Source organism: Vibrio sp. 11986-1-5, from assembly GCF_963878025.1.
Taxonomy (GTDB): Bacteria; Pseudomonadota; Gammaproteobacteria; order Enterobacterales; family Vibrionaceae; genus Vibrio; species Vibrio injensis.
In genome coordinates this window covers 17,640-30,624 of the sequence record NZ_CAWNVW010000050.1, presented here as the reverse complement: position 1 = coordinate 30,624, position 12,985 = coordinate 17,640, and the positions used below count along the sequence as shown (strand labels likewise).

Sequence of the window (12,985 nt, the reverse complement as noted above, 5' to 3'; positions counted from 1 at the left end):
AATTTACCGATCCACTACAACCTTAGCTAGGGCAATGTACGAAGAGTACCTGCAATATGAACCTTATGACAAGTTCGTTACTATTGAAATCTAACATGCTGATTTTGTTTTAAATAGGACCTCGATAATATAAAATCATTTGAGTATAAATTGATTATAGAGGCCATATGCACATCACCAAACTATCCCTAGTCAACTATAGGAACTTTAATAACGTTAAGCTTCTGTTTAATAAGGGAATAAACACAATAATTGGTGAGAACGGATCTGGTAAGACTAACTTATTCCGAGCGATGAGATTGTTGCTTGATAGCTCAATGCCTCGTTTCGCGACGAAATTGGCAGAAGGCGATTTTTGTAGAGCACTTGGCGACTGGCGTGGTCATTGGATTATCATTAGTCTTGAGTTTGATGATATTGCGGGTGATGAAGCCAGTCAGTCTTTATTCCTCCATGGTGTTGGAAATGCGGAAGATGAAGTTGTCTCTAGAGCAACGTACAATCTTATTTTTAGGCCTAAGGCATACGTTAGACAGGCTTTAGCACAACTCCCAACAGGGGATCTAGCCGCATTAGAAAGCTACTTGGGTAGTATAACTATCGATGACTATGAAACGGTCCTAACAGGAAAAAGTGTCGCTAATTTTAATGATCCCAGTGTCTACAAGAGTATAGTTGGTGACTTTGAAAGGGTAGATTTTCCTACTGCGTTAAATAACCCAGCTATTGGTATACGCTTACCAAATATCCTTAATATGCCCAATGAAGTTTCGTTTACCTTCATCAAGGCACTAAGAGATGTAGTATCGGACTTTAATAGTAATAGAACCAATCCTCTGCTCACTCTACTAAAAAGTAAATCGGGTGATATTACTCAGTCTGATTTCCAACCTATTGCAGATCTGATTGGAACACTGAACAATGAAATTGAAGGGCTACCTGACATCTGTGCAATTCGTGATGATATTGTAACTACGGTAGGAGATACGGTCGGCGATACATATTCTCCAAATTCAATCTCTATTCGATCAAGTTTGACTGATGAGTCAGACCAACTTTTCCAGTCATTAAAGCTTTTTGTCTCTGAGTCTAGTGATGGTTATGAAGGTGCTATCCATGAAATGAGCTTAGGCGGTGCAAACCTGCTGTATCTCACATTGAAGCTACTAGAGTTCAAGTACCAAAAGGCTAACCAATCAATTGCAAATTTCTTGTTGATTGAAGAACCTGAAGCACACATACATACTCATATTCAAAAGTCGCTTTTCGACAACATTAACTACGAAAACACTCAAATTATCTATTCAACCCACTCTTCACATATTTCAGAAGTAAGTAATATCAACAATATGAACATCATTGGTCTTGTCAATGGTGTTTGTGAGGTATTTCAGCCGTCATCGGGACTTTGTGATGAACAAATTGGCTTTGTACAACGATATCTAGATGCGATACGAAGCAACTTACTATTCGCACGAAGTGTCGTGCTAGTTGAGGGTGATGCTGAAGAGATTCTTATTCCTATTCTGCTGAAAAAGGTTCTAGGTTTAAGTTTAGACGAAATTGGTATCAGTTTAGTTAATATTCGGAGCACTGGCTTCGAGAATATTGCAATGTTATTTGACAATGAAAGAATCAAAAAACGTTGCAGTATTATCACAGACCTAGATGAAACCTTCTTTGATACTACGATTTATCCTACAGATAGTGACGCAGATAAAAAGAAGAAAGAGAAAGCCCTCGGCTCTAAAGAAACTGGCTTTGCTCGTAAAGGAAGGCTTGATGACTTCTGCCAAAATAACCCTTGGATTTCGATTTTTTATGCAAAACATACTTTTGAGGTTGATTTCATACAATCATCCAACTGCGATTACCTCAAGAGAATTGTCAGAGATGTGTACACTCAACAAGCTACTGTGAATACTGCTACAACGGAGCTATCTTCTACTGATATTGCTATCTCAGGTTCAAGAGCATTAACTATGGCGAACTATCAAGGTAAAGGTTGGTTTGCCCTTACGCTTAGTAAAGTGATTGACTTTAAAGTAGCTATTCCTGAGTACATTTTCGATGCTATCAAGTTTGCGCATGGTGACTTCAATGCAGAAATCACTTTCAAAATACTCAAGCACCGTTACGAATCAGTTATTGAACATGTCAAATATGGTCGAGACACAATTGATTTTTATGATAAAGAAGGCAACGTTAGCCTAAAACAAGAGTGGGAAGCATACTTGGCCCCATATGAAAGTGGCCTAGCGACATTTACTCCTAAATGGGCAGCTTTTAATCCATTAGGTGGCGATATAAATGCTCTAAAAGCTCAACTGATGAACGACCTACCTACTGAAAATAATGACATTTTAGCAAGGATCTGATCATGTTTGTGTGGGATGAGGAAGACTTAAACGATGAGCAAGTAGCTGCGATTAGTGAGCCGAATAATGTGTTTTTGGTAGCATGTCCGGGAAGTGGTAAAACTCGGACTCTTACCTACAAAATTGCTCTTGAGCTTTCGAGATTAGACACCATCAACAAATGGGTTGTTGCTATTACTTATACGCATAGAGCTGCCGATGAGATACGTGAGCGCATTGAAACTCTTGGTGTAGATACATCACAACTGTGGATAGGTACAATTCACGCATTTTGTTTAGAGTGGATATTGAAGCCATACAGTCTATACCATGACAAGCTGAAGCACGGATTTAAAATAATCAACTCTTATGACTCTGAAGAAATAATTTCCCGAATATGTTCTAACATACGTACCGAACGTATTCGTTATGGAGAGTGTAGTCATTACTACACATCAAGGGGCTTAGAGCTGACTTGCGCAGGAAATAAAACTTCACTAGTTAGGCAGGTATTAGGTGACTATCACCTTCACCTTGAAGAAAAAAGTCAGATCGATTTTGAGCAGATTCTATATTTTTCTTATGAGATACTGTCCAGTAATTCAGCGATCGCTAAGATAATAGCTAATCTATTCTCGTATGTTCTTATTGATGAGTACCAAGATACCAAAGAGATACAGTATTCAATTGTTGCTAGCGTTATAAAAGCTAGCCGAGGTGGTGTAAAAATGTTCATTGTTGGAGACCCAAATCAAGCTATTTACGGCTCACTCGGGGGGTACGCAATAACACAACAGGAACTTGAGCAAATAACCGAAGTATCATTTACGCCAATGGCTTTAGATAAGAATTATAGAAGCTCAAGCAGGATTATTGATTACTACAGCAATTATAATGTTATTCCTAGCGCAACTGTTGCTGAAGGCAAGCATAAAGACCATCTGAGTGTTATTACTTATGATCAGGTTACTCATAAGGATTATTTAGTTGAGCAAGTTAGTAGGCATATTGAGCATAGTGTTGAGAATTTGGGTATCTTGGAAAAAGAGATTTGTGTTATAGCACCTTGGTGGATGCACTTGGCTGCGCTAACCCGTAACTTAGTAAACCGATTACCACAATATAGCTTTGATGGTCCGGGTCTAGTTCCATTCTCAAGAGATATTGATAACTTTTGGTTTAAACTGACTCAAATCATTCTAACAGAGCCATCACCTAACATGTATGTTAAGCGTCTTCGGTGGGCATCTGATATCTTATTTGACATGGAACTTGCGCAGGTAGATGTCAACTCGATAACCTCAAAACAGCTACTTAAAACCATCAACTCTATTTCAATAGATGAAGACGATGGTTTGACTTATCTACGTTCATTTTTTGATGAATTACTACATGTTCTGGGAATAGACTTTGCGTTATATCCAATGTTAAAGGAACATCATGATTCATTCTTTAACAGTACACAAAATCGAATTGAACGTCTGAGGGACGAAAGTGCTCTATTTGCTACAGATATAGAGGCATTTCGCAGAGCATTTAAACCTAGAACTGGTATTAAAGTGTCAACGATACATGGGGTGAAAGGTGGTGAATATGATGTCGTCATCTCTTTTGGTCTGCTACAAGGTTTAGTGCCAAATTTCAATGATTCTTCCGTTGAAAGTTCAAAGAAACTGCTATACGTGATAGGTTCTAGAGCTAGAAAAAATCTGCACCTTATTTCTGAAAAAGGAAGAATGTTTGGCTCTGGTCGATATAGAAGCGAGCGTCAGCCTACAGAAGTCCTGTGCAACTTAGCCTACAAATACGATTAATTTATCGCATTAAAACTAGATATTGCCCTAGCTCTAGACAGATAGGGCAATATCTAACTCGCAATCTATTTATTGGTGTTTTCATCAATACTGGAACTAATTCAGTAACTGCTAAATTAAGTAATTACTCTAAGTTATTTCTGTCCAAAAGCGTGTTAGATAAAAAGTACTATATACTTAGATCTAGGTTATTTTTATTTTCTAATGCCTGATATTCAAATTCGACTTTATTACCGCAATCGCAACTAACAGTATAGACTTTTTTATTTTTTGATACATGCGTCTTCTTGTTTCCACAACTTGAGCAAACTTGATTCATGGATGTGTTTGTATTGCAGTCATTACAAGTAACATAATAACCAAATTTACCATATTTGGGTGAGGTGCTTGAGCTAGAACAATTTTTACAAAGGAACCACGAGTTTGATTTAATTAACTTACTGTCTGATCTATCTAACTCCTGGGATGGTTCAATAATACTGCTGTTTTCCGTATTAGCTATTGCTTTTGAATGAGGTTTATGGGCAGCGATTAGAAAGTATTTTATATTGTTAAATTCATTGTCACTAAAAGATGGGTTTGGCTTAAGGATATTCGATCTAATGGCAATAATTTCTTTAACGCGGTTGGGTACTTGATCTGATTTTACAATTAATGGTGATATTTTTGATGGCATGTTATCCCTATCTATAATTGCATCATTAGATGCAGCGCAGAGAGTATCCCAGCATCTACCACTGAAATAGCCTTGTATCATGAATAATTTTTCTAGTATTTGATCTGCATTATCATTCAATAGCGCTTTTAACAGTTTAGTTTGTATCTCTGCCTGAGTAATTGGCGAGGGCATACCGATCCACTTACCTCGAACCGTTCTTTGCCATTCAAGTTGCTTATTAACTTTGACGGTTCCTTTTATTGACTTTGATTCAATAATAATAAATCCTTTCTTATAAACGATAAGATGATCAATTTGTGCTATTTCACCTTTGTGCTCTATACGCAAGTCATTATAAACAAGGATGTTATTAATTTCTGAGAAATGACGCTTTAAGTAGAAAGCCACATTATTTTCTACTTGATCGCCTAATTCTTGCCTGAAGTTTTTGGTTTTAACAAATACTTTTTCTTTAACGATCATCAATGCCTAGCCTTTTTCTTTATATGCTACCACGCACATTTTAAATATTGGAATAACCGCAATAACCCAGTATCTAGTTTGTGATCGCTGACAGTTTAAGTCTTCAATACCGCCTTCAACCGAGCAAAGGTCTTCATTTTATCGGTTGCTGGCATATCTGGATAACTTGGGTTTTGCGCTTGCAGTTGGTATTGATTCGGTGCGATTTTGCGTACTACCCGCAGCAAATAGTGGTTATCACCGGTCTCATCTTGGGTTTCGATTGCCATTGTTAAGTTAGAAATGGAACCCGCGCTACTTGGTGTCACCCATTCAAGTAATAACAGATCCCCGTCTTGAATCGGATTTTTGCCGCCATTCATAGAGTTTCCCGCTGCGGGGGCAACAAAATGGCGAGTAGGGTCTAACTTGCCATAGCCATCGGCAACACAGTGATATTGAACCGCTTCATGAGAGCCGCGTTTAAAATGGCCGCAAGCAATTTTAAGTTCAGGGTAAAAAGGCAGCATCGTCCCTTGCGGATCACTTTGTTTGGCAAACTCGAGCACTTGGGCTGAAGGTGAGTGTTCAATGTCTGGCTGATTCGATGGCTGTTGTTGCTGTGGTCGCTGGGCATATTCAGCCAAGCGTAAATCAACCAATTCTTGCATGGCATCGTGTAATAACTCGATATGCTGATCTTTTATCGCGAAGGTAGCGACAAATTTTTGATCGTTAATTGTAAACCAAGGAGCCGATTTATTATTGGGCTTGGTAAAAGCTTTGATTGGATTTGCTAGCCAATATTTTAACCAGCCTTGATCGCTGGCTTGAAACTGCTTGGCACTTTCGGTGAGCTCTTGCGCCATTAACTGTGGGCGACGTGACAACACATGATGGCTTCGCTCGGCTAACGCGCTGAGTGTTGGTGGCTGGCGCAGACCATCAAGTTCCAGTAAGGCTTCGAGCAAGATCGCTTTAAACGATTTGCTCATCGCTGTGTTTTCAATGCCATGGAGGAGAAAATCACCATAATGGCTGACGAGTTCGCTGAGGTGTGGATCATTTTCTTGGCTGGCGACTAGATGAAACCAGCTTATGGCTTGCTGGCGAACTTTCTTCATCGGGTAGCCATGATGGAAAAACTCACTGGCGGTTGGGCGATGAGCTAATTGATGTGCTAATTGTTGATAATCATCTTGCACATTATTGCGTAGCCGTTTGGCTAAACGTTGCCAAAAGTTGATCAGCTCAATATCAAAATTAACATGACAACCTTTGGCAAGTGGCGCGTTCGCTTGTAATTTTCCTATCACTTCTCTGAGTGTTTTGACATTAAATAAGGTTGCTGGGCGGTTTAAAAATGAATCGTGATTACCAATAAAATCCAGCACGACAAGTTTGCGTTTGTTGGTAATGGGAGAAAGGCGTAAGCCGCGACCTAATTGCTGTAGAAAGAGAATTTTTGATTCGGTTGGACGAGCCATTAAAATCGTATCAATCGAGGGGAGATCTGTGCCTTCATTAAACAGGTCGACCGAGAAAATAATCTCAATTTTACCTTGGTCTAGCCATTGCAGCGCTTGATTACGCCTAACGGCTGAATCACTGTACACTGCAACGGCATGAATGCCTTTGGCGACAAAATACTGCGCCATAAAATCCGCGTGTTTTTTCGAGACACAAAAGGCTAAGGTTCGCGTTTGTTTTTTGGCTTGCCATTCACGATAGACATGTTCAGCGCGTCGCGATGTAGCCAGTTTATTATCAAGCGTATTAGGATCAAACTTACCGTTACGCCATGGAATCTCTTGATAATTTACCGCTTGATCGTAGAGACCGTGATAATCAAACGGTGCGAGAATCTCATCATCAATGCCATGCACTAAATTGCGTTCGAAGACTAAGTTATCATCACATAAAGAGAGAATATCAGCTTGATCAGAGCGCTCTGGTGTCGCCGTTAAACCGAGGAGAAATTTAGGCTGAAAATAGGCAAGCAACTGACGATAGCTTCTTGCTGCGGCATGATGAAACTCATCCACTATTAGGTAATCAAAGTGATCAACGGCAAAACGTTGTAGGTGATTTTGCTTACCTAAGGTTGCGACAGAGGCAAACAATAGCGTTGCTTGATCATCTTGTACCGAGCCATTGTAGAGACCAGTTTTGGCATGGGGGATCAACTGACTAAAGGTTTTTTCTGCTTGCAGTAGGATCTCTTCTCGATGGGCAACAAACAACACGTTTTTCGCTTGCATTTGCATCACATCAAAGGCGGATAACCAAGTTTTTCCCATGCCTGTCGCAAGCACCACTAACCCCCTTGAATAACCTTGTTGTCGAGTGGCATCCAGTGCGGCTAAAGCTTCAATTTGGATTGAGTTTGGTGTTGGAACGTCGATGGTTTCTTGTTCATCCTCTGTGACCAACTGAGCAATGGTACGCTGCTGCTGTGTTTGTTGATAACGGCAGAGGTAATTATCAATCCATTGATGGCTTAATGGCTGACTCTGATTGTGGGTGAAAATGGTATTGAACTGTTGACGTATATGAGTAAATTCAATCGCTGCTGGTGAATCTTTGGGTAACTCAAAGTCGTGGCGCAAAGCCCATTCGTGGCTACTTAACAAAGCGGTGCGACTGATATTGTTCGAGCCTATCCATGCGCAGCCTTCGACGACTTCCCCTTGTTGCTGGCGAACAAAAATGTACGACTTCATATGAAAGCTATCATTGCCACATTGGAAGATGCGACAGGTCGCGCCTCGCTCAACCAATAGCATCAGGCGGCGCAGGGCAACGGGGTGGGTGATGGCTAAGTAATCGGAGGTGAGGAGTTTTATCTTAGCGCCACTTTGCATTGCATCGAACAGAGGATCAAACAGTAGTGCTAAACCTGACGGTTGAATAAAGGAGACCGAGATTTCGATTTCGCTGGCATGGTTGATGGCTTGAATTAACCTTGGTAGGAGCGGATCGTTTACCCCACCCGAAGAGAGTCGATGCCCAGAATACAGTTGACCAGTCGTTACGTTAGGCATGGTGGATTATGCCTTTAGTAATATAGCGTTAAGCCATTGTTCAGTTTCTCTGCCGGCTCGCAGATCTTGAGTAATCCACAGCTTTTCGATGTTCAGAGGCACATCACTTAATAGTTCGGAAAGTAATGACTCATCACAATTGGTAAAGCTTCTGCCATCACGCATGACTTCATCTTGTCCGTATTTGAATGAGCAGTAAAAAGCACCTCCGGTTTTGAGCATTGAGGCTAGGTGTGCAAAAGTTTGGGTGAGCAATGAGCGCGGAACATGCAGCAGCGATGCGCAAGCCCAAATTCCGTCAAAGTGTTGGTCTGTTTGCCATTCAAGAAAGGTGGCAACGGTGACGGGTTGTTTGAGCAGCGTCTGTGCTAATGCGGCGAGGGCGGGACTGGCATCGAAAGCCTGCACTTGATAACCAAGTTCAATCAAATACTTACTATCACGACCTGAACCACATCCGGCATCAAGGATGTACCCACCATCTGGTAGGTAATCTAAAAATGGCTTAAGTAAGCTCGACGCATCGATGTCCACTGTCGATGAAAAGAACTGCGCGGCATGTTGGTTATAAAAGTCAATAGACATAAGCACTCCTGATTTGCCAACAGATTGTAACTGTCTACGCTTTCTCACTCAATGAGTTGCATGTTAAGTGTGACCCTATCTGCGAAATCGCCCTCTCTTTTCTGCTCTCATACGGCATCAGCAATGTTAGGCTCATGGTTCACAAGCTTGTAAATAGACCAAGCTGAACTAGATTTACACTATGATTCAATCGTGTGAGTTCGGAGCTGAATATGAAATTAATACTGCAATCGGTACTTGCTTCATTGGTGTTTTGGGCGAGTGTGACTTTGGCGAATACCATTACGCTTGCCAGTGGTGAATGGGAGCCTTATCAAGGACAAAGCTTAGCTAGTGGCGGGCCGGCTGCTCAGGTGGTGAGCGAAGCGTTTGCTCTATCGGGCTGGCAGGTGAACTACCAATACCTTCCTTGGGCTAGGGGGCTCAATGCTGCTGAGAATGCTGAACTGGATGGGACTTTTTTGTACAGTTTTAATCAAGATCGTGCTGCGCGCTTTCACTATAGCGAGCCGGTGATAACCTTGAGTACAGTGGTTTTTTATCATCCCGATAAACCGCTGCGCTGGGAGAGTGAGCAAGATTTATTAGGTAAAACGCTCGGTGGCGTGGTGGCCTATGATTATGGTTTTGTCCGCGAAGATGCAGGTTACACCATTGAGCGCATTAGCCAACCTGAAAACAACTTTCGTAAGCTGCAAGCAGGCCGTTTGGATGGTGTAATGGAAGAGCGGTTAGTCGGCTCTGGTTTGGCGGCCAGTGTTGGTTTTAGCCAAGTGGCTTATTTTGACAAAAGTATTAAATTCGTGCCTTATCATTTAATTGTGTCTCGTAAACATCCAAAAGCGGCAGAGATTATTGCCGCATTTAATGATGGACTTAAGCAATTAGAGAGCAATGGTCGTTTGGCTGAGATCCTTGGTCAGTAGGTTTTAATTCGCTGGTAACCGATGACCATTAACAATGGTTTGTGATAATCGTATTAGGCAGTTCTGCTCTGAATCAGAACTGCCTATTTAAATTTTGAACATTGGCGGTTTAGCCTTTTCAATTCAGACTTATCTCCTAATCCTTACTTCTCAATGAGTTGCATGTTAACTGTGACCCTTTCAACGAAATGCGCGTTTGCTCTCTTGTATAGTGCGGTTCATGAACAAGACGACGTCGAGAGCAAAATGAAACACAATCTAAAACCCTCGCTGTGGCTACTGAGTTTGGGGGTATGCAGTGCCTTAGCGCAGGCACAAACCGATAAGTTGGCCAGTTTTCCAGATGGTGAGGCATGGTTAAACCATGCGCAGCAGGGCTTAGCACCGTACTGGATGATGGAAGCCGCCCACGGACAACCAGTGGGTAACTTTCCTACCTTTCGCTGTGATAATGGCCAATTGCTGAATATCCACCAAATTTGCCAGGAGTTAAACAAAGGTTGGATAACGCCACACTTTGGCCGCGACTATACACGAATGAAATCGCGGCAAACTTATGCTTATGCGGTGCTGTATCATTTAACTGGTGATCAGCAGGCTTTAGCGCTCGCCAAAGCCGGTGCGAAATATTTAATTGATCACTTGCAAGATAAGCACAACGGCGGTTTTATCACTTTTACCGAAAACGGTAAGCCGGGGCTCGAATGGCAACAGCGCACCTCGCAAGATCAAGCCTATGCCTTGGTAGGTTTAGCGATGCTCTACTATTTAACCCGTGACCCGCAATTGGAAGCGGTGCTAATTAAACAGCAACAGTTTATTTTTGACCATTATCGATTAGCCGATGATCAAGGGTTAGCGTGGGTATTAAAAGACGGCGATGGTGAAAGCGCTCAGCAGCGTGAATTGGTTGCCCAGCTTGATCAAATCAATGGTTATTTATTGCTGGTGGCTCCCTTGTTACCTGAGCCGCATCGTAGTCAATGGTTGCAAGATTTGTCTTGGTTAACGGAGGTGATGTTAACTCACTATCATCATCAACCAGAGCAGCGCTTTTATGGCGCAATACATCATCCAGCAGTGGTGACGCAAAGCGCTAAACATAATGATTTTGGCCATACCATTAAAGCGTATTGGATGACCTATCTCACTGGTAGTGTATTGCAAAACTCTCAGTGGCAAAGCCTAGCGAGGCAGGGGATACTAAATACCATTAGCCAAGCGCAATATCAGCCTAATTGGTCAGATATTGCTCCGTTACTACCTGATTCGTTAGCAAGTCAGTGGCAAGGTAAGCCAGTGGCGAGTTGGCGTAATAGGCCGATGAGTTATGGTATTTCTTCATGGGAATGGGCAGAGCTGGATCAAGCGGCGATGACCCTATCATTACTTGAAGGGGAGCTAGAGCCGGTTTTAGCCTACACCGCGCCAGCGTTTATGCAGGTTTGGGTGGATGAGCACTACGGTGGTGTAGGGCTTAACCCGAAATCAACCAAGGCGTTTCATTGGGGCAATGGCTACCATCAGTTTGAGCATGCGTTGGTGGGGTATTTGACCGCGCAGCAGCTCAATCAGCAAGCCGCGACGCTATATTTTGCTTTTGAACCGACAGAGCAGAGCCGACTTGCACCTTATTATTTCCAAGGGCAAGTTAAGCAACAACGGTTTACGTCCGTAGATGGCTTACCGCGTCTAGAGGTGCAATTTATTGATATTCATCCTTAACGTTTCGGCCAAGATAGATTTGTTATTCGAGCGTAAATCGCTGCGCGAAAGTGGTGATTTTTTTTCTTTTCTATCAGCTAGAGTGATATCGAGGGGCAAAAAGTTACCTATGATTGATTTTTTGTATTCAAATGCTCATTTTTAATAAATATGTCACAAATAATAAACAAACTATTTGGGCTGTTTGAACCTTATAGGATAATCACGGCGACTATTTGGATAAGCTGATTTATCCACCTTATGGATACTTCTCGGTTGCTTAATGTTGGCGTTGGTTTGCCACGTTAATCAGCTTAGATAAAGTAATTGAAGGACAAATATAATGAAAAAGTTGCTCTCTGCTGCGTTGATCTCTTCAGCGCTTTTGCTAACCGGCTGTGGTGATAAACAAGCCACCGACTCAGACACACCTAGCCCAATTAATATCAACCTTAGTTTGGTGTTTGCACCCAGTGAACTGCTCACCCAAGAGTTGATCAAAGTAACAGATTCTATCCGTGAAAAGACCGATGGCGGGGTGAACATTCAGGTGTTCCCGAGCGGTCAGTTACCGGTTTATAAAGATAACCTTGAGCAGGTGGTCAATGGTGCAAACTGGATTGCGGTTGAAGATTTGACCTATCTCGGTGATTACGTGCCTGATTTTACCGCACTAGCTGGGCCAATGCTGTATCAAACTTATGATGAGTATTTGGCGATGATGCAAACCGATTTGGTGAGCGATCTTAAACAGCAGATGCTTGATAAAGGCGTTAAAGTCTTAAATACCGATTATATCTTTGGCTTTAGACACATGATGACCAATCGTGAAATCGTTGAGCCAGAAGATATGCGTGGCATGCGTATTCGTGTTCCGGGTAGCCAATTATTCATCAGTACGTTATCAGCAATGGGCGGAGCGCCTGCAGCGCTGCCTTTCCCTGAGACTTATGCCGGAGTGCAACAAGGTGTGGTTGATGGTCTAGAAGGGACTATTTTGACCATGTACTCGAACAAAATGTATGAAGTGACGAAAAATCTATCTTTAACCAAGCATTTCCTCGGTACAGTAGGGGTCTATATTTCACCTAAAGTGTGGGAACGTTTTAGCCCAGAGCAGCAAGCGATTGTGATGGAAGAGTTCGAGAAGGGCGCTTTATCGAACAATACTGAATTGGTGCGTTTAGACGCTGAATACGCCGAAAAACTGCAACAACTCGGCGTGACTATTAATGAGGTGAACAGTGAAGCCTTTAACAAACTGACTCAGCCTGTTTATAGCCAATTCCCAGCGTGGAGCCCAGATATTTACTCACGGATTGAAGCTGAGTTAGAGAAGATCCGCGCTCAACAATAAGCAGTGATCGACGTTATAGCCCAACGTCTCAGTGATTGATGAAGAAGGGTATCGCGTAACCGGCTGAACAGGCTGAAT

Annotated in this window: 8 protein-coding genes; 5 read left to right on the top strand and 3 right to left on the bottom strand. The window is 42.1% G+C overall.

Features of this window, described 5'->3' with window-relative positions:
* Window positions 1-167 precede the first annotated feature (167 nt).
* The gene (locus tag AACS00_RS11785) at window positions 168-2,378 is read left to right on the top strand and encodes an ATP-dependent nuclease (RefSeq protein WP_110167535.1); all 2,211 of its coding nucleotides are present in this window, start codon (window positions 168-170) and stop codon (window positions 2,376-2,378) included.
* 2 nt (window positions 2,379-2,380) lie between these two features.
* Entirely contained in the window at window positions 2,381-4,171 is a 1,791-nt protein-coding gene (locus AACS00_RS11780; protein WP_080538051.1) for a UvrD-helicase domain-containing protein, read from the top strand.
* Between the two features lie 169 nt (window positions 4,172-4,340).
* Here AACS00_RS11780 and AACS00_RS16760 read toward each other — a convergent pair whose 3' ends face one another.
* The 3 genes from AACS00_RS16760 to AACS00_RS11765 all read right to left on the bottom strand — a co-directional run bounded on the left by AACS00_RS16760 (window position 4,341) and on the right by AACS00_RS11765 (window position 8,920).
* A complete protein-coding gene (locus AACS00_RS16760; protein WP_110167534.1) occupies window positions 4,341-5,312 on the bottom strand; it encodes a nuclease-related domain-containing protein in 972 nt (323 codons plus the stop codon).
* A 95-nt stretch (window positions 5,313-5,407) separates the two neighbouring features.
* The gene (locus AACS00_RS11770; protein WP_110167533.1) at window positions 5,408-8,335 is read right to left on the bottom strand and encodes a DEAD/DEAH box helicase family protein; all 2,928 of its coding nucleotides are present in this window, start codon (window positions 8,333-8,335) and stop codon (window positions 5,408-5,410) included.
* 6 nt (window positions 8,336-8,341) lie between these two features.
* Window positions 8,342-8,920 carry a class I SAM-dependent methyltransferase gene (locus tag AACS00_RS11765; RefSeq protein WP_110167532.1) on the bottom strand — a complete coding sequence of 193 codons (579 nt, stop codon included), beginning with the start codon at window positions 8,918-8,920 and terminating at the stop codon, window positions 8,342-8,344.
* A 212-nt stretch (window positions 8,921-9,132) separates the two neighbouring features.
* On the opposite strand from AACS00_RS11765, the gene AACS00_RS11760 reads away from it, so the two are divergent.
* From AACS00_RS11760 to dctP, 3 genes are all read left to right on the top strand, one after another.
* Window positions 9,133-9,846: a substrate-binding periplasmic protein gene (locus AACS00_RS11760; RefSeq protein WP_110167531.1), complete on the top strand. Its 714-nt coding sequence runs from the start codon at window positions 9,133-9,135 to the stop codon at window positions 9,844-9,846.
* Window positions 9,847-10,092: 246 nt separating this feature from the next.
* Window positions 10,093-11,571, top strand: coding sequence for an AGE family epimerase/isomerase (locus tag AACS00_RS11755; protein WP_110167663.1), 1,479 nt, complete (start codon window positions 10,093-10,095; stop codon window positions 11,569-11,571).
* Between the two features lie 322 nt (window positions 11,572-11,893).
* Window positions 11,894-12,907, top strand: a complete 1,014-nt coding sequence (gene dctP / locus AACS00_RS11750; protein ID WP_110167530.1) for a C4-dicarboxylate TRAP transporter substrate-binding protein — start codon at window positions 11,894-11,896, stop codon at window positions 12,905-12,907.
* Window positions 12,908-12,985: the final 78 nt, after the last annotated feature.